Origin of the sequence: Silvimonas amylolytica (genome assembly GCF_014645555.1) — a bacterium.
Lineage (GTDB): Bacteria > Pseudomonadota > Gammaproteobacteria > Burkholderiales > Chitinibacteraceae > Silvimonas > Silvimonas amylolytica.
This window is the reverse complement of record NZ_BMLY01000001.1, coordinates 191,809-209,932: the sequence shown is the minus strand read 5'-3', so window position 1 is coordinate 209,932 and position 18,124 is coordinate 191,809. Positions and strand designations below refer to the sequence as shown.

The 18,124-nt window shown below is 57.4% G+C and carries 12 protein-coding genes; 7 read left to right on the top strand and 5 right to left on the bottom strand.

Annotated features, from left to right (window positions below):
- Positions 1–143: 143 nt before the first annotated feature.
- The 7 genes from IEX44_RS00955 (at position 144) to IEX44_RS00925 (ending at position 11,959) form a co-directional block, all read left to right on the top strand.
- Positions 144–4,895 (top strand): NAD-glutamate dehydrogenase, encoded by a 4,752-nt coding sequence (locus IEX44_RS00955; RefSeq protein WP_188687795.1) that lies wholly within the window; start codon positions 144–146, stop codon positions 4,893–4,895.
- Between the two features lie 181 nt (positions 4,896–5,076).
- Positions 5,077–6,180, top strand: coding sequence for a peptide chain release factor 2 (gene prfB / locus IEX44_RS00950; protein WP_188687793.1), 1,104 nt, complete (start codon positions 5,077–5,079; stop codon positions 6,178–6,180).
- A gap of 58 nt (positions 6,181–6,238) precedes the next feature.
- Entirely contained in the window at positions 6,239–7,747 is a 1,509-nt protein-coding gene (lysS, locus tag IEX44_RS00945) for a lysine--tRNA ligase (protein WP_188687791.1), read from the top strand.
- Between the two features lie 169 nt (positions 7,748–7,916).
- Complete coding sequence (locus IEX44_RS00940; protein WP_188687789.1) at positions 7,917–9,155, top strand: MFS transporter; 1,239 nt, start codon at positions 7,917–7,919, stop codon at positions 9,153–9,155.
- Between the two features lie 15 nt (positions 9,156–9,170).
- The gene (gene mnmC / locus IEX44_RS00935) at positions 9,171–11,108 is read left to right on the top strand and encodes a bifunctional tRNA (5-methylaminomethyl-2-thiouridine)(34)-methyltransferase MnmC2/FAD-dependent 5-carboxymethylaminomethyl-2-thiouridine(34) oxidoreductase MnmC1 (protein ID WP_188687787.1); all 1,938 of its coding nucleotides are present in this window, start codon (positions 9,171–9,173) and stop codon (positions 11,106–11,108) included.
- Between the two features lie 160 nt (positions 11,109–11,268).
- Entirely contained in the window at positions 11,269–11,556 is a 288-nt protein-coding gene (locus IEX44_RS00930) for a DUF2917 domain-containing protein (protein ID WP_188687785.1), read from the top strand.
- Positions 11,557–11,647: 91 nt separating this feature from the next.
- Complete coding sequence (locus tag IEX44_RS00925) at positions 11,648–11,959, top strand: hypothetical protein (protein ID WP_188687783.1); 312 nt, start codon at positions 11,648–11,650, stop codon at positions 11,957–11,959.
- 4 nt (positions 11,960–11,963) lie between these two features.
- On the opposite strand, the gene IEX44_RS00920 is transcribed toward IEX44_RS00925, so the two are convergent.
- The 5 genes from IEX44_RS00920 to pyrG form a co-directional block, all read right to left on the bottom strand.
- Positions 11,964–13,448 carry an aminotransferase-like domain-containing protein gene (locus tag IEX44_RS00920; protein WP_188687781.1) on the bottom strand — a complete coding sequence of 495 codons (1,485 nt, stop codon included), beginning with the start codon at positions 13,446–13,448 and terminating at the stop codon, positions 11,964–11,966.
- Between the two features lie 144 nt (positions 13,449–13,592).
- Positions 13,593–13,946, bottom strand: coding sequence for a cell division protein FtsB (gene ftsB, locus IEX44_RS00915; RefSeq protein WP_188687779.1), 354 nt, complete (start codon positions 13,944–13,946; stop codon positions 13,593–13,595).
- Positions 13,947–14,078: 132 nt separating this feature from the next.
- Entirely contained in the window at positions 14,079–15,374 is a 1,296-nt protein-coding gene (gene eno / locus IEX44_RS00910) for a phosphopyruvate hydratase (protein WP_188687777.1), read from the bottom strand.
- 89 nt (positions 15,375–15,463) lie between these two features.
- Positions 15,464–16,315 carry a 3-deoxy-8-phosphooctulonate synthase gene (gene kdsA / locus IEX44_RS00905; RefSeq protein ID WP_188687775.1) on the bottom strand — a complete coding sequence of 284 codons (852 nt, stop codon included), beginning with the start codon at positions 16,313–16,315 and terminating at the stop codon, positions 15,464–15,466.
- A gap of 87 nt (positions 16,316–16,402) precedes the next feature.
- Complete coding sequence (gene pyrG, locus IEX44_RS00900; RefSeq protein ID WP_188687774.1) at positions 16,403–18,055, bottom strand: CTP synthase; 1,653 nt, start codon at positions 18,053–18,055, stop codon at positions 16,403–16,405.
- Positions 18,056–18,124 lie beyond the last annotated feature (69 nt).

The following is an 18,124-nucleotide window of genomic DNA, read 5'->3' as shown; positions in this document are numbered from 1 at the left end:
TCGAATCAGGACTATTCCCAATGCGGGAAACCCCGTTGGCGGCTGTTTTACGCCACGTATACAGTCGCTACAGATCTGTGGCGGTTATCCAGCCGCAGGTACCGATTCGATGACAGTCCTGCTTTTGATCAAGGATGGCTGCAATGATTCAAAACAAAACCCGTCCGACGCATGCCACCGGCATTCTCGAAAGTGTACTCTTGATGGCCGGTAATGACAGCGGTCTCAGGGCTTTCCTGCAGGCCTGGTGTGCCGACCTGCCAGAAGAAGACTTCTCTACCCATCTGGCCGAAGACTGGCTGGGTGCCGCTCAGGCGCATCAGCGACTGGGCCAGGTCCGGTTGCCCGAACAGCCACTTCTGCGCATCTACAATCCCACGCCACCAGAGCACGGTTGGCAGTCGTCACACACAGTTATTGAACTGGTCGTCCCCAACCTGCCCTTCCTCGTGGATACCGTCAGTATGGCGCTGGCCCGGGCGGGCTATACGGTGCACCTGGTACTGCACCCGGTTTTGCATGTGATGCGTGATGCGCAAGGCGAGCTGACTGGCCTGAGTGCAGAGGGTACGGCCGAATCCTGGATGCACTTTGAAATCGATCGAGAGACCGATCCGGCCGCATTGCGTGCCCTGCAGGCCAGTATTGAAGAAGTGTTGACGACACTTGCGTCTGTGATTGCAGACTGGCCCCGGATGAAGGCGCGCATCGCGGCGTGCCGTGATGATCTTGCGGTCAATCCGCCGTCCGTTGATGCAGAAGAGCGCCACGAGACGCAAGCCTTTCTTGCGTGGTTGCTGGATGATCATTTCGTCATCCTGGGTACGCGAGACTATCAACTCAGTGCCGACGGCGAGGCGCTGATGAGCGAGCCCCATTCCGGGTTCGGTTTGTTGCGCAATGGCAATGTCTCGGCGCCCTCTCACGCGTTTGCCCAGTTGGCACCAGAATTGCGCGCCCTCGCCTACAACCCGCAGACGCTGTTGATTCTGACCAAGTCTGACTCACGATCGACCATCCACCGTCCGGCCTACCTGGATGTGGTGATCGTCAAGCGTGTTGATGCCGCTGGCAAGGTTCTTGGCGAGTTGCGCCTGCTGGGGCTGTACACGGCCAGTGCGTACACACAACCGCCGCGTGAAGTGCCCGTGGCCCGCCGGAAAATCGAAGCAGTACTGCAACGAAGCGGTGTCGATTTGTCCGGTCATCGTGGCAAGGCCATGCTCAATGTGCTGGATACCTGGCCGCGCGATGAATTGATGGAAACCGGCGTGGATGATCTGACGCGGATTGTTTCTGCCGTTGTTGGCCTGCATGAGCGCAATCGCGTGCGGGTATTGTTCCGTGATGACATTTATCGTCGGTATGTTTCGGTCATGTTTTACGTGCCGCGGGACAACTACACCACTGAAGTGCGCACGCGCATCCAGCAGTTGTTGCTGGAGCGTATGGGTGGCGAGAGTTGCGATTTTAATGTCTGGCTATCCGACTCGCCGCTGGCGCGCATTCACTTTATTGTGCGGTTGCCGCACGGCATTTGCCCGGTTTATAGCGCACATGAAATCGAGGCGGAAATCGCCCAGATCGCGCAGCGCTGGCAGGATGAGTTGCGTAGCAGCTTGCTGCAGCATGGTGGAGAGGAGTTGGGGGCTGCCCGCTATCAGCGCTATCAGCGGGCTTTCCCGCCGGCTTACACCAGTGACTTTGGCGCCCGGGTTGCTGTGTATGACATTGATGCGCTGGAAGAGATATCAGAACTCAATCCGCTCGCTGCAACACTGACGCCAGCGAGCCATACCGACACCCGGCTCTGGCGCATCAAGCTGTTTCACGGCAAGGATATCGCCATCTCGGATTACATTCCGCTGCTGGAAAACCTGGCTGTGCGCGTACTGGATGAACGCCCGTATATTTTGCAACTGGACGATGGGGCGCGCTGGATTATTGATATTGGCATTCAGTTGCCGGTTGCCGGCGCCCTTGAGGATGCAACCGCACGCCAGCGTTTTCTGGACGCCTTCCGCGCCGTATTCAACAACCGCAGTGAGAACGACAGCTTTAACCGCCTTGTGCTGCATGCCGGGCTGGCATGGCGAGAAGTGCTGGTACTGCGTGCCTACGCCCGCTGGCTCAAGCAACTGAATTTGCGCAACGCCGTCGATACACTTGCAGATTGCCTGCTGGCCCACAACGCTATTGCGCGCGATCTCGTACGGCTGTTTTACCTTCGACACGACCCATCGGCGCTTGATGATGTCGCCGCTGATGCGCTCAGTGAGCGATTGGCGAGCACCATCAGCGCCCTGCCCGTAGCTGATGATGAAAAAGCACTTGGTGCTTTCCGGGGCGCGATCGAAGCGACGGTGCGCACCAGTCACTTCCAGTCAACCGCAGACGGTTCGCCCCGCGGCCATCTTTCACTGAAAATCGCTTCTGCGCGCGTGCCGGGCATGCCGCAGCCAGCGCCGTTGTTCGAGATTTTTGTTTACTCCACAGAAGTAGAAGGTGTGCATCTGCGTGGCGGCAAGGTGGCGCGCGGCGGGCTGCGCTGGTCTGATCGGCGAGATGATTTCCGGACTGAGGTGCTGGGACTGGTCAAGGCGCAGATGGTCAAGAATACGGTGATTGTGCCTGTGGGCTCCAAGGGTGGTTTTATCGTCAAAAACCCGCCGACAGATCGTGAGGCGTGGCTGGCGCGTGGCGTTGAATGCTACAAGGGCTTTATTCGCGGATTGCTGGATCTGACCGACAACCTGGTCGATGGCAAAGTGGTACCGCCAACGCACACACACCGTCGGGATGAGGATGATCCTTATCTGGTGGTCGCCGCAGACAAGGGGACTGCGACGTTCTCTGACGTGGCCAACGGGCTGGCGCAGGAATATGGCTTCTGGCTGGATGATGCTTTTGCCAGTGGTGGCTCTGTGGGTTATGACCACAAAAAGATGGGCATTACCGCAAGAGGTGCATGGGTTTCTGTTGTGCGTCACTTCCGCGAGCTGGGTATCGACGTGGCAACGCATCCGTTTACGGTCATCGGCATTGGCGATATGTCGGGGGATGTGTTCGGTAACGGCATGTTGCGATCACGGGCGACGCGGCTCGTGGCGGCGTTTGATCATCGCCACATTTTTATCGATCCCGAACCGGACCCGGAAGCCTCTTTCAAAGAGCGTGAGCGGCTTTACGGCCTGCCCCGCTCATCCTGGGCGGATTACGATGCGAGTCTGATTTCAGAAGGTGGTGGCGTCTGGTCACGCTCTGCCAAGAGTATTCCGCTCTCCGCCCAGATCAAAAATCTGTTGCAGGTGGATGTATCTGCACTCGAGCCCACTGCGCTCATTCATATGCTCCTGCGTGCCCCGGTTGACCTGATTTACAACGGTGGCATTGGCACGTATGTGAAGGCGTCGACGCAATCGCAGGCGGAGGCAAATGATCGTGGCAATGACATCTTGCGGGTGGATGGTCGTGACCTGCGCTGCAAAGTGTTCGGTGAGGGCGGCAACCTGGGTATGACCCAGTTGGGCCGGATTGAGTATGCGTTGGCTGGCGGCCGCGTATTTACCGATGCCATTGATAATTCGGCTGGCGTGGATTGTTCCGATCACGAGGTCAACATCAAGATCTTGCTGGGCCGGATCATGAGTGCGGGCGATCTGACGCTCAAGCAGCGCAACGCCCTGCTGGCTGAGATGACGGACGACGTCGGCCAATTGGTGTTGCGCGACAATGAGTTGCAAACACTGGCATTGTCGCTGGAGGCTGAGCAGGCTGCGTCGTTGCTGACGGTACACCAGCGCTTCATGCAGCAACTGGAGGGGCGTGGCAAGCTCTCGCGCCGGCTGGAGTACCTGCCCACCGACAGTCAGTGTCTCGATCGACAGCAGGCTGGCGGTGGTTTGACCGGGCCAGAGCTGGCGGTGTTGCTGGCTTATGCCAAGATGGTGCTGAGCGAAGATTTGCTCAACAGTGAATTGCCAGACGACGCGCAGTGGGACGGGTTGCTGAGAGAGTATTTCCCGGGGTTGCTGGTCGAGCGCTTTGGTAGTCGTCTCGCTGATCATCCGTTGCGTCGCGAAATTGTCGCCACTGTGCTGACCAATCATGCAGTGAATCGCCAGGGCATTACCTTTGCGTTTCGTTTGAGCGAAGAGGCAGAACGTCATCCGGCTCAGGTCATCAAGGCGTTGGCCGTGACAGAGTCCTTGCTGGGTAGTGAGTGCCTCGCGCTAGCTGCTGAAGCACTGCCGGGTTCGGTTTCTGCCGTGACGCAATATGCCTTGCTGCAAATTGTGCGACGCCAGACCGAGCGAGCGACACGCTGGGTACTGCAAGCGCCTGAGGTTGCAGAAGATCCGGCTTTTGCTGATGCCGTACGCAATGCGCTAGCGGGACTCACGCAGTGGCTGGCCAACCCGGAGCGGGCGCACGCCCGGCGTGATGATTGGGTGGCGCAAGGTGTACCGCTTGACCTGGCTGCGCGCGTGCTGGCCGTAGAGTATGCCGGTCCATTGCTGGAGTTGGGGCGTGACGATGGATTGCGTGGCGCATTGACTGAACGTTTGCAATTGTATTTGCAGCTGGACGCTTTGCTGGGCTTTGACTGGATGACTGCAGCCATTGAAGGGCTGCCACGTGAAAACCGATGGCAAGCCTTGGCCCGGCTGGCTGCGCGGGATGACCTGCAGCGACTTCATGCCAGACTGGTTGATCAGGCATGGCTAGGGGATGGCGGGATGGTCGAGGATCGACTGCAGGCCTGGCAAGCTGCGCATGACGGCGCCGTGCTGGCCTGGCAGCGCATGCTGCAAGAGTTGAAGGCAAGCACAACTGATCTGGCGATGATTTCGGCGGCACTGCGAGAAGCCCGTCACCGATTGATGGATGAATGACGCTTTTGCCAGTCGCGAGCACCGGATTTCGGTGCTCGGCATGTGGCTTACGGGTGGCCCACACCCTTTTGATCCGGTGGTTCGCTGCCGGATTTTTTTATTTTTCACGTCTAGTGCGTCTGATTTGGGGTGCATCCCTGCTAGAATGTCAGGTTTCCCGAACCGAATGAATTGATCGAGCATGGAAGCCGAACAGCTTAACCAGATCGAAAATCGCTTCACCAATCTGGGTGAACGCGCCAACGAACTCAAACGTTACCTCGACTACCCGTCCAAAGTGGACCGGCTGGAAGAAGTGGTGCGCCTGTCTGAGTCGCCAGAAATCTGGAACGATCCCAAGAAAGCCCAGGAAATCGGCCGCGAGCGCAAGGCGCTGGAAGCCGTCGTACTGGTGCTGGATAAAGTGGTCAACGGCGTAGCCGACGCCAAAGAATTATTTGACATGGGCCGGGGCGAAGAAGACTGGGACACCATCAATGCCGTGTCTGACGACGTGGCTGAGCTGGAGGCGGAAATCGCGACGCTCGAATTCCGCCGGATGTTCTCCAACCCGATGGACCCGCAGCCGTGCTTTGTTGATATCCAGTCCGGTGCAGGCGGGACAGAGGCGCAAGACTGGGCATCCATGCTGCTGCGGATGTACGTGCGGTATGGTGAGCGCAAGGGCTTCAATGTTGAAGTCATGGAAGTGTCTGAAGGTGAAGTGGCCGGCATTACCAGTGCCACTATCAAGTTGACGGGCGATTACGCGTTCGGTTTTCTGCGCACTGAAACTGGCGTGCACCGATTGGTTCGCGTGTCGCCGTTCGACTCCAATGCTCGCCGCCACACCTCTTTCTGCTCGGTGTTTGTCTATCCTGAAGTGGATGACAGTTTCGAAATCGAAATCAATCCGGCGGACGTTCGCACCGACACTTATCGGGCGTCTGGCGCGGGTGGTCAGCACATTAACAAGACCGATTCCGCCGTCCGCTTGACGCACGTTCCGACCGGCATTGTGGTGCAGTGCCAGAACGACCGCTCGCAACACCGCAATCGTGATGAAGCATGGCAAATGCTCCGCGCCAAGCTGTATGAGCTTGAACTGCGCAAACGCATGGAAGCGCAGCAGCAGCTGGAAGCCGGCAAATCTGATATTGGCTGGGGCCATCAGATTCGTTCCTACGTGTTCGACCAGAGCCGCATCAAGGATCTGCGTACCGGTTACGAAGTGGGCAACCTCAAGGGTGTGATGGACGGTGACATCGATGCCTTTATCGAAGCCAGCCTGAAGCAAGGCGTTTAAGCGCCCTCACCTCACTCTTGGTCGCGCCAGCGGGCGCATAGACATAACGGAAAAGAAAATGAGCGATCAACAAGAACAAGTGGTTGTCCAGGACGAAAACCAGATCATGGCCGAGCGCCGCGCCAAGCTTGCTGCCCTGCGCGAAAAAGGTCCGGCCTTTCCGAATGATTTCAAACGTGCGGACGTCGCTGGCGACCTGCACGCCAAGTTCGATGGCGTAGAAAAAGAAGAACTCGAAGCGCAGAACGTGATCGTGAGTGTGGCTGGTCGCATGATGCTGAAGCGTGTCATGGGCAAGGCCAGCTTTGCCACCGTACAAGACGTGTCTGGTCGTATCCAGTTCTACATCAGCCGTGACAGCGTCGGTGAAGACGTTTACGCGGCGTTCAAGACCTGGGACATGGGCGACATTCTGGGTGCCAAGGGCACGCTGATGAAAACCAAAACGGGCGAATTGTCGGTTCAGGTGACCGAGCTGCGTCTGTTGACCAAGTCGCTGCGCCCGCTGCCGGACAAGTTTCACGGTCTGGCCGATCAAGAGCAGAAATATCGTCAACGCTATGTTGACCTGATCACCAACGAACAGGCACGTGACACCTTCATCAAACGCTCGCGCATTGTCCAGAAGATCCGTGAATACATGACCGGTGAGCAGTATCTGGAAGTTGAAACGCCGATGATGCACCCGATCCCGGGTGGCGCCACGGCCAAGCCGTTTGTGACGCATCACAACGCACTGGATATGCCGCTGTACCTGCGCATTGCGCCCGAGCTTTACCTCAAGCGTCTGGTGGTGGGTGGCATGGAGCGTGTATTCGAGATCAACCGCAACTTCCGTAACGAAGGCATGAGCACGCGGCACAATCCCGAGTTCACCATGATGGAGTTCTACGAGGCGTACGCCGACTACCATCGCATGATCGAGATGACCGAAGGCGTGATCCGCTTTGCCGCCAAAGAAGTGTGCGGTCATACCGTGATCGAATATCAAGGCAAGACAGTTGATCTGTCCAAGCCGTTTGCGCGCTTCACCATTGCGCAGGCCATTTGCCACTACAACCCTCAATACACAGAGGAACAACTGCACGATCGCGCGTTCCTCAAGGCGGAACTGGCGCGCCTCGGCGCCAAGCCGGTGTTGACCGATGGCATTGGCGGCCTGCAGTTGTCGCTGTTTGACGAAACCACCGAAGAAAAACTGTGGGAGCCGACGTTCATTATCGACTATCCGGCCGAAGTCTCGCCGCTGGCACGCGCCAGTGATACCAAGGCCGGCATTACGGAACGTTTTGAGCTCTTCATGGTCGGTCGTGAGCACGCCAACGGTTATTCCGAGTTGAATGATCCGGAAGATCAAGCCGCTCGCTTCCAGGCGCAAGTGGCACTCAAAGACAAGGGTGATGATGAAGCCATGCATTTCGATGCCGATTACATCCGTGCACTGGAATATGGCCTGCCCCCGACTGGTGGCTGCGGTATCGGCATTGATCGTCTGGTGATGCTGCTGACAGACTCGCCGAGTATCCGTGATGTGATCTTGTTTCCCCAAATGCGCCGCGAAGACTGATCTCGGCCTGCAAAACTCTGCTGACTGCGCTTTGCACGCCTTGCCGGCACGGCTTCGCTGGGTTTTGTGTACCGAGATCCACTGGTTTGATTGAGCCAGAGAGGCCCGCGCATTGCGGGCCTTTTGCTTTTTTACCGGCGGGTTCGCACCCGGCCAAAGATAATGACAAATGCAACACAAGCCTATCTCCCGCCTGCATATCGGGGCCATGCTGTTCCCGCTGTGCCTCGTGCTGTATGAGTTCTCCACTTACATTGCCAACGACATGATCTTGCCGGGCATGCTGCACGTAACGCAGGAGTTTGGCGTTAGCTCAGCATGGGTGCCCACCTCCATGACGCTGTACATGATTGGTGGCGCATCTTTGCAATGGCTGTTGGGGCCGTTGTCGGATCGCATTGGTCGGCGACCTGTGATGCTGGGCGGTGTCGTCTGGTTTGTGTCGTTGTGTCTGGCGGCCTTGATTGCCAATAACATGGGCGTGTTCCTTGCGTTGCGTTTCTTGCAAGGAATGGGCATGTGCTTCCTGGTTGCCGTCGGTTACGCGGCCATTCAGGAGGCCTTTGAAGAAAAAACAGCCATCAAGGTAACGGCCATGATGGCCAATGTGGCGCTCCTTGCGCCACTGATTGGTCCGCTGACGGGCGCGGCGCTGATGGCATTTACCACGTGGCGCATGATCTTTGTAGCCATTGCCTGTCTGGCCGCAGTGGCGGGTGTTGGTCTGTATTTCACCATGCCAGAGACCGCACCGCGCAGCAAAACGCCATTCTCTTATCATTCGGTCTGGCTGGATTACAAAGCCGTGCTGACCAATCGCCGCTTCATGTCTGGCGTCATGGCGATCTCCATGGCTGGGTTGCCACTGCTGGCGTGGATTGGTCAGTCGCCGGTCATCATCATGGAGGGCGAACATTATTCGTCCCTGGATTACGGTTTGTGGCAGTTGCCCGTATTTGGCGCACTGATCGCAGGCAACATTGCATTGGCGACCCTTGGTGATCGGTTCCCAATTCACCGGGTGATTGGCGTCGGCGGCACACTGGTGTTTGCAGGTACTGTGCTGGCCCTGTCCTTGACTCTGCTGTTCGAAACCCATTTCAAAGGCATGGCAATCGGCCTGGGTTTGTATGCTTTTGGTCTTGGTCTGGGTAATGCCGGCATTTTCCGGCTCACCCTGTTTGCCAGCGATGTGGCCAAGGGGACCGTTTCGGCGACGCTGGGTCTGATCATGATGGGCATTTACGCGGTCGGGATCGAGATATTCAAGGCTATCTACCGCGCGGGTGGCGAGGGCTGGTTTGCTGGCACCTTCGTATTGACGGGGTTGGCTTTTGTGATAACACTGCGCCATTTCATGGGTTGGGATAAACCCGGTCAGCCGCTTCCGCCGGTCCCCACCGAATAAACCAGCACCGTCGCCATGCCCTACCCACCGATTGTTCCGGCTGAGCTTGCCTTTTCAAAAGACCATATTCCCTGGTCCAGTATTTACGACGACATTTACCACTCGGACGAAGGTGGCGAAGGTCAGGTGCACCAGGTATTTATGGCGGGCAATGGTTTGCCGGAGCGTTGGCGCGACCGTGAGACATTTACCGTTGCAGAAACCGGTTTCGGTCAGGGGCTGAGCTTCCTGGTGACCTGGCAGGCCTGGCGGGCGGACCCGAAACGGTCACGCCAGCTGCATTTTGTGTCGGTTGAAAAGCACCCTTTCCGGGTCGAAGATCTGGCCGTTCTGCATCAGCGATACCCTGCACTGGCGGAGTTGTCGGCAGCATTGCGTGAGCAATGGCCACAACTCACGCCGGGGTTTCATCGTCTGCACCTTGATGGTGGCCGCGTTACGCTCACGCTGTTGCTGGGAGAGGCGATCACTCTGCTTAATCAGCTTGATGCACGCTTCGACGCCATCTACCTGGATGGTTTTTCTCCCAGCAAAAACACGGACATCTGGTCGACTGACGTATTGCGCGCGTTGTGGCGCAACAGCACATCCGATACCACGCTGGCCACGTATACCGTTGCCCGATCGGTGCGCGATACCCTGACTGAGGCGGGGTTTTCTGCGCGCAAAGAAACTGGTTATGGCAGCAAACGGCTGCGGCTCGCCGGCACGGTGGCGCGTCCACCGCATTCGCGTCCGGTCTATGCCGGCAAGCGACAGGCATTGGTGATTGGTGCCGGCATGGCGGGTTGTGCTGTGGCAGAGCGATTGGCAGCTCGGGGGTGGCAGGTCAAAGTGCTGGATCAGGCGGATGCGCCAGCTCAAGGCGCGTCTGGCAATCACGTCGGGCTGATGCACGCGCACTTTACTCGTGACGACAACCTGCTGGCGCGCCTAACCCGCGCGGGTAGCGAATACACCTTGCGGCACCTGGCTGGTTTTGCCAGTGCATCCAGTCGGCCTGTATGGGGCACGCCCGGGTTGGTGCAGTTGGCGCGGACGGCCGACCAGGCGCTTACCTTTCGCTCCATTGCCGCGAGTGGTGAATGGCCGGCGGCCATATTGCGCTGGCTAGAGCCGGCTGAGGTGGCGCAGCAGTTTAATCTGGCTACTGACTGGGGCGCCTGGTGGTTTGAACGGGGCGCCTGGGTGCAGCCACGCAGCTTCTGTGAAGCCAGCCTGGCGCGGCATCCCGATGCCATTCAGTTTGCTGGCAATCAATTTGTTGCGCGGCTCGAATATGTTGAAAGCGAGTGGCATGCGTTGGGTGTGGATGGCCAATTGCTGGCGCGCGCGCCCGTGGTGGTTCTGGCCAATGCATTTGCGGCAAAACTGTTGTCGCAAGCGGCGGAGTTGCCACTCACCGCGTCGCAACGCAGTACAACATTGATCGCTGAAGGGGCGCTGCCTGAAGTGCGAACAGGCATATCAGGCGCGGGTTACGTGACACCTGCACTGGGTGGCTGGCACACAACCGGCGCAGCACCTGCGCAAGCCGGCCAGGAAACTCAGGCCGAAGCCGAGAACGTCCTGCGCAGTCAGTTGCTGTTTGCTGATTGTGTTATTGCGCCAGAGCAAACGGGCGCTACGCGTCTATGCGTGCGTCCGGGTTCGGCTGATCGTTTACCGCTGGTTGGCGCCCTGCCGCTTCCAGGCCTTGAACAAGGCAAGGCGCATCAGTTATTCCACATCCGGCGTCATCCTCATTTGTATTGTTTGTTGGGTTTGGGGTCGCGAGGGCTGACTTTTGCGCCCCTGGCGGCAGAGTTGCTGGCAGCACAACTCAATGGCGAACCCCTGCCGGTGGAGCGTGATCTCGCACAAGCCATTGATCCGGCTAGATTTTTGCTGCGAGCCCTGCGCAAGGGGTTGCCGTGGCCGCAGCAAGATGCCCAAGAGGCAGAGGAGGACTAAAGCTGGATGCGAAGTGCATAACAGCTTTCATTGCTGTTCAGCATAACAGTCTGCTTTTTAGTGCAACTGCGAAGGTGAACTGTACTGATTGATGCAGCTACCAGGGTATTTGTCGGCACCGTATTCTGGCCGTGTCTGAAGCTGATGCGGAGTCTTTGCCATGAAAACCACCCTGATTGCCTGTTCCTCGCTGGTTAGCTTGAAAAAAGCTGAGTACACGGTGGTTCGTTGCGAACAAGGCCAGATATGGATCTCCGTGCCGGGTGAAGACATTGTGCTGCGTTGCGGCGAATCCTGGCGAATCAACTGCAGGTCGACCGTTTTGATCGAAGGTATTGATGATGCGAGATTCAGCCTGGTGACGTCGAGCAGCGGGTGGCGATTGCACTGGCCTGGTGCATGGCGCTGGCCGGTCTTCCGTTCGTCGTGGCGTGTAAGAACAAGCTGAAAAATGCGAACCCTGGCCAGAACTTGACATTGTCATTACGGTCTTATCCTGACGCGCCCGACTAACACCCCGGGCCGGTGAAGGAGGCCGTATGCTACGCCGTCTTTCCCTCGCGGGCCTGCTAAGTGCGGGCCTCATCTCTCCCGTCTGCGCCGACATGGTTGACGACGTGGGTACGCTGGAAGCCATTCTGGATAGTGTGTGTGGCCAGCGGTTTGAGGTGGTCTGGGTCGACCAGGATCATAAAATCCCGCCGTGCATGATGAGTTACTCGCCCTACTGCGAAGAAATCCAGACTAATGGTCCGGAGAGCTGCCCGTTGGTTATGGGTACAGATGTTGATGCCGACGGATCATCAACAGACAGCCCTGACCTTCTGGCCGCCGCACCACAACAACTGTGATGCATCAGGCGGCAGGGATGGCGAGTTCTTCGGTGGATTGCTCGTCCAGTAATGCTTGCGCCAATTGCCCGAGGCGCTGGATGGCGCGCTCGTGTCGTGTCGTCCATGTCTCGACACAGCAAATGCGCAAGCAATTGCGATAACTGCGACTGGGTGAGAACAATTCGCCAGGCGCAAAGACAATGCCTTCCTCGATTGAGCGCTGCAGGAGTGTCTGGGTGTTGATCCCTGCCGGTAGCTCCACCCAAAGTACAAAGCCGCCCTGCGGTACGTTCAGGCGCGTCTCAGCCGGAAAGTAGCGCTGAATTGCGGCTGCGCCACAATTTAACTGGTCCGCCACCGCGCGCCGCAACTTGCGCAGGTGATGATCGTAGCCGCCATTTTCCAGGAACCGGGCCACTGTTTTCTGGAGTAGCGTGGAAGTCGAATAGGTGTTGATGAACTTGAGTTTTTCCAGTTCTCTGCGCCAGCGCCCCGCAACCACCCAGCCAATCCGAAAACCGGGTACCAGCGTTTTGGTAAACGACGAACACAGCATTACGTTGCCGGTTTTATCGAAGGCCTTGGCCGGGCGCGGACGTTCGCCATGGTGAAAAAACTCACCGTACAGGTCGTCTTCAATCAGCGGGATATTTCGCTCAGCCAGCAATTCGACGAGCCGACGCTTGTTTTCGTCGGGCATCAAGCTGCCGATCGGATTGGAGAAATTGGGCAGCAACAAGGCGGCCTTGACCTGACCGTTGCGCGTAGCCAGTTCCAGTGCTTCGACCGAGATGCCGGTTTGCGGGTGGGTCGGGATTTCAAGCGCCTTGAGTTGATAGCTCTCCAGCATCTGCAAGACGCCAAAATACGCTGGCGACTCTATGGCGACCACATCGCCTGGTCGGGTGACCGCGCGCAAACACAGGTTGATCGCCTCGAGACACCCGTGCGTGACAATGACGTCGTCCGCTTCAAAGTGCCCTCCCCATGCCAGTGCCCGGCGCGCAATGTGCCGACGTAGTTCAGGGTCTCCAGGGGGCGTGCCATAGTCGGCCAGTAGTTCAGGCTCGTGCCGGGAGATCTGTGACAGCAGGCGTTGCAGGGGCTGGAGCGGAAAATGTTCCGGATTGAGAATCGCCAGACCAAAATCAACTTTGACATCCGCAAACTGGTTGGACTGATACGGCCAGTACTCCGCCTGGGTTACTACGTTGGAAGGGGTTTTCGGGGGCTGAGTCAGAGCGGGCGCGGCAAAGGCCATTGCGCTGCGGACGTAGAACCCGCTTTGCGGTCGGGCCTCAATCAGACCGCGATCTTCCAGTTCACGATAGGCCTCCATGACGGTGGAAAGACTCAACTGGCGCTGCGCTGACATTTTGCGCACAGAGGGTAGTTTCTCGCCGCATTTGAGCATGCCGGCCAGAATGGCTTGCGCGAGATCCTCCGCCAATTGGTGGTAGAGGGTGTCCGGTTTGCGCCGGCCAGCGGCAAAGCTCAGGTCGTTCATGGCATCGCGTCCGCAAGGAGGTCAATGCACTATATCGTGCCTGGATCAAAAACAGAACAGTTTTGCAGGAAACTAAAAATAAACAGATGAAAGGATAACAGTTTGGCCAAATGCGGCGCCCGTTCTGTTCTGTATCCGGGTTGTTTATTGTGCGGCCGATGCCGTAGCGACGGTACTGGCCATGGGGGCGTCCAGACTGGAACTGGCGGTGGATGGTGCTGGTTTGCGGCTATCCAGGATCTGAAAGAACACTTCATCCTGTCGAACCATGCCTAGCTCATTACGGGCACGCTCTTCGATAGCGGTGGTGCCTGTTTTCAGATCCACCACGTCAGCTTCAAGCGCAGCATTGCGCTCTTTGAGCTTTTCGTTTTTGTCGCGTTGCGTGGAGAGCTGGGTGTCTAGCTGCCAGACGCGCAGCCAACTGCCCTTGCCTATCCAGAGCGGCCATTGCAGCAACAGAATCAGCAAGGCAAGAGCGATCGCGAGTGTCCGCATGTATTTTGGGCGTGTAGAAATAAAAACCGGAGCAATTTGCTCCGGTTGGGATGTTACTACAGCCGCACCGCAAAACCTAATGAGGCATTACGCAATGCGTCATTTTTTGCGGGCGACTGTCGGAGCGTGATGTTACTTGCGCACCTGGTAGAAGGCGTCAAAGCCTGGGTAGTACGCAGCATCACCCAGTTCTTCTTCGATACGCAGAAGCTGGTTGTACTTGGCGATTCGGTCAGAACGGGACAACGAGCCAGTCTTGATCTGCATGCAGTTGGTTGCAACAGCCAGATCAGCGATGGTGCTGTCTTCGGTTTCGCCCGAACGATGACTCATTACCGAGGTGTAGCCAAAGCGCTTGGCCAGATCGACCGCAGCCAGGGTTTCAGACAAGGAACCGATCTGGTTGACCTTGATCAGGATGGAGTTGCAAATGCCCTTCTTGATGCCTTCGGCCAAAATCTTGGTGTTGGTCACAAAGAGGTCATCGCCCACCAGTTGGACGCGCTTGCCCAGGCGATCGGTCAGCACTTTCCAGCCGTCCCAGTCACGCTCGCCCATGCCGTCCTCGATCGAGATGATCGGGAACTTGTTGACCAGGCTTTCCAGGTAGTCAACTTGCTGTTCGCTGGTCAGTTCGCGCTTGTCGCTCTTCTTGTAGACGTACTTGCCGGTGCTTTTGTCAAAGAACTCGGAAGCAGCGCAATCCAGTGCGATCAGGATTTGTTCGCCAGCCTTGTAGCCGGCCTTGTCGATGGCTTGCATCAACAATTCCAGCGCTTCGTCAGCGTTAGCGACGTCCGGCGCAAAGCCACCTTCGTCGCCCACTTGTGTCGGCAGATGCTTGTCGTGCAGGATTTTCTTCAGTGTATGGAAAATCTCTGCACCCCAGCGCAGGGCTTCGCGAAAGCTCGTTGCGCCAGCCGGGATCAGCATGATTTCCTGGAAGTCCAGGCTATTGCTGGCGTGCTCGCCACCGTTGATCACGTTCATCATCGGCACCGGCAGAGCCATCGGGCCCGAGCCACCCACGTAGCGGTACAGCGGCAGGCCAGCTTCATCGGCGGCAGCCTTGGCAACAGCCAGAGACACGGCCAGCACGGCGTTGGCGCCCAGCTTGCTCTTGTCTTCGGTGCCATCCAGATCCAGCATGGTCTTGTCGATGAAGGCCTGGTCGGCAGCATCGAGGCCGATGATGGCTTCACAGATTTCGGTGTTGATGTTCTCAACAGCCTTCAGCACGCCCTTGCCACCGTAGCGGCTCTTGTCACCATCGCGCAGTTCAAGTGCTTCACGTTCGCCGGTGGATGCACCAGACGGCACTGCAGCACGGCCCATCACGCCGGATTCCAGCAGAACGTCAGCTTCAACGGTCGGATTGCCGCGAGAATCCAGAATCTCGCGCGCAATGACTTCAACAATAGCGCTCATTGGCTTTACCTCTGTAGGTGATTGATCTTGGTACTGCTGCTTCTTTCAAACCCAGTGGTCGGTGCGGCTATCAGAATAGCCCATTTGAATTACAAAGTTTGTTCGATAAAAGGCGTGCCCTTGACGGCGGCATCAATGGTTTTGAGCGTGGTCAAGAGTTCCTTCATGCGCCCCAGAGGCCATGCATTTGGACCATCGGACATTGCGCAGGCGGGGTTCGGGTGAGTTTCGGCAAAAACACCGGCGACACCCACGGCAACGGCCGCACGTGCCAGTACCGGCACGAACTCGCGTTGACCGCCGGAGCTTGTGCCCTGGCCGCCAGGGAGTTGCACGGAGTGAGTGGCATCAAACACGACCGGCGCACCGGTCTCGCGCATGATCGACAGGCTGCGCATGTCGCTGACAAGGTTGTTGTAGCCGAACGAAACACCACGCTCACAGGCCATGAACAGGTCTTCTGGCAGGCCGGCATCGCGTGCGGCATCGCGCGCTTTGTCGATGACGTTCTTCATGTCGCCGGGGGCCAGGAACTGGCCTTTCTTGATATTCACTGGCCGGCCCGATTGGGCGCAGGCGCGAATGAAGTCGGTCTGGCGGCACAGGAAGGCCGGAGTTTGCAAGACATCCACCACTTCAGATACAGGCTTGATCTGATCGATTTCATGGATGTCTGTCAGTACAGGCACGCCAATCTGTTCTTTGACCTTGGCCAGAATGCGCAAGCCCTCTTCCATGCCGTAGCCACGGAAGGTTTTGCCCGAAGAGCGGTTGGCTTTGTCAAAGCTGGACTTGAAAATGAAATTGATGCCCAGCTCGGTCGTGAGCTCTTTGAGTTGACCGGCAACATCAATAGAGAACTGCTCGCCTTCGATGACGCAGGGGCCGGCAATCAGAAAAAAGGGCTGATTGAGCCCGACTTCAAATCCGCACAGTTTCATGGTTTGCTCCAGTGAGGTGTCGGTGAGCAAGCGCTCGCCAGACTGGCGAGCGCCTCATTTTTCACAGACAAGTCATTGATCGGTTGATCAGCAGCTTACGCCTTCGCGGCCGTGTTCACGGGCGTTGGCAATGGCAGCTTCGATGTATGCCTTGAACAGAGGGTGGCCATCGCGTGGCGTGGAGGTGAACTCCGGGTGGAACTGACAAGCAAAGAACCAGCGATGTTCTGGCAGTTCGATGGTTTCAACCAGTTGTTCTGCGCCCGTGGACTTGCCGCTGATCTTCAGTCCGGCCGCCTCGAGGCGTGGCAGATAGTGGTTGTTCACTTCATAGCGATGACGATGACGTTCGGTAATTGCGTTGGCGCCGTAAATTTTTGCCGCCAGAGAACCCTCATCCAGACGGCACTCTTGCGCGCCAAGGCGCATGGTGCCACCCATGTTGGAATTCTCATCGCGCTTTTCAATCTTGCCGTCGTGGTTAACCCACTCATCAATCAGGGCGACAACCGGGAAGTCTGTTTCGAGATCGAACTCGGTTGAGTTGGCGCCACTCATCCCCGCTTTGTCGCGAGCGTATTCAATGAGCGCAATCTGCATGCCCAGACAAATACCCAGGTACGGCACATTGTTTTCGCGGGCGTACTTCACGGCGCGAATCTTGCCTTCCACGCCGCGTTTGCCAAAGCCACCTGGCACCAGAATGGCGTCCACGTTCTTAAGAACGTCAACACCTTCAGTTTCGAGGCTTTCGGAGTCAATGAAGTCGATCTTCACCTCAGAGCCGGTATGAATGCCCGCGTGCTTCAGTGCTTCGATCAACGATTTGTATGATTCGGTCAGATCAACATACTTGCCAACCATGGCAACGTGCACGGTTTGCTGCGGGTTCTGGATGGCGTGAACAATCTTGTCCCAGGTCGCCAGATTGGCCGGCGGCAGATCCAGTTGCAGTTGCTTGCAGATGATCTCGTCGATGCCCTGATTGGAGAGCACGCTCGGGATCTGGTAGATCGACGGCATGTCCGGGCAGGAAATCACGGCACGTTCGGACACGTTAGTGAACAGTGCGATCTTCTTGCGTTCGTCGTCCGGCACAATGCGGTCGGCACGGCAAATCAGCACGTCAGGCTGAATGCCGATTTCACGCAATTCCTTCACGCTGTGTTGTGTCGGCTTGGTTTTGATCTCGCCTGCGGCCGCGATGTACGGCACGTAGGACAGATGGACGAAACAGGTGTTTTCCTTACCCAGGTTCACGCCCATCTGGCGGATGGCTTCAAGGAACGGCAGGGATTCAATGTCCCCAACCGTACCGCCGACTTCAATCACCGCCAGTTGCGCATCATTGGCGCCTGCGTCGATGAAAGATTTGATTTCGTCGGTGATGTGCGGAATGACCTGAACGGTCTTGCCAAGATAGTCGCCGCGGCGCTCTTTCTTGATGACCGATTCGTAGATCTGACCCGTGGTGAAGTTGTTGCGCTTCTTCATCTTGGAATGGATGAAGCGCTCATAGTGACCCAGGTCCAGGTCGGTTTCGGCGCCGTCTTCGGTCACGAAGACCTCGCCGTGCTGCATGGGGCTCATGGTGCCCGGATCCACGTTGATGTATGGATCGAGCTTCATCATGGTGACTTTGAGACCGCGTGACTCAAGAATAGCGGCCAGAGACGCGGCGGCGATGCCTTTCCCCAGGGAGGAAACAACGCCACCGGTAACGAAGATGTACTTGGTCATGGCAGTGGGTACAGATTGGAATTCCGTATTCTATACGAACACCCCTTGTCCCTCAATTCTGGACAAGGC

Excerpts from the sequence above, each read along its gene's own strand:
- IEX44_RS00955 (WP_188687795.1), top strand. The coding sequence starts at position 144 with ATGATTCAAAACAAAACCCGTCCGACGCATGCCACCGGCATTCTCGAA.
- prfB (WP_188687793.1), top strand. The coding sequence starts at position 5,077 with ATGGAAGCCGAACAGCTTAACCAGATCGAAAATCGCTTCACCAATCTG.
- lysS (WP_188687791.1), top strand. The coding sequence starts at position 6,239 with ATGAGCGATCAACAAGAACAAGTGGTTGTCCAGGACGAAAACCAGATC.
- IEX44_RS00940 (WP_188687789.1), top strand. The coding sequence starts at position 7,917 with ATGCAACACAAGCCTATCTCCCGCCTGCATATCGGGGCCATGCTGTTC.
- mnmC (WP_188687787.1), top strand. The coding sequence starts at position 9,171 with ATGCCCTACCCACCGATTGTTCCGGCTGAGCTTGCCTTTTCAAAAGAC.
- IEX44_RS00930 (WP_188687785.1), top strand. The coding sequence starts at position 11,269 with ATGAAAACCACCCTGATTGCCTGTTCCTCGCTGGTTAGCTTGAAAAAA.
- IEX44_RS00925 (WP_188687783.1), top strand. The coding sequence starts at position 11,648 with ATGCTACGCCGTCTTTCCCTCGCGGGCCTGCTAAGTGCGGGCCTCATC.
- IEX44_RS00920 (WP_188687781.1), bottom strand. The coding sequence starts at position 13,448 with ATGAACGACCTGAGCTTTGCCGCTGGCCGGCGCAAACCGGACACCCTC.
- ftsB (WP_188687779.1), bottom strand. The coding sequence starts at position 13,946 with ATGCGGACACTCGCGATCGCTCTTGCCTTGCTGATTCTGTTGCTGCAA.
- eno (WP_188687777.1), bottom strand. The coding sequence starts at position 15,374 with ATGAGCGCTATTGTTGAAGTCATTGCGCGCGAGATTCTGGATTCTCGC.
- kdsA (WP_188687775.1), bottom strand. The coding sequence starts at position 16,315 with ATGAAACTGTGCGGATTTGAAGTCGGGCTCAATCAGCCCTTTTTTCTG.
- pyrG (WP_188687774.1), bottom strand. The coding sequence starts at position 18,055 with ATGACCAAGTACATCTTCGTTACCGGTGGCGTTGTTTCCTCCCTGGGG.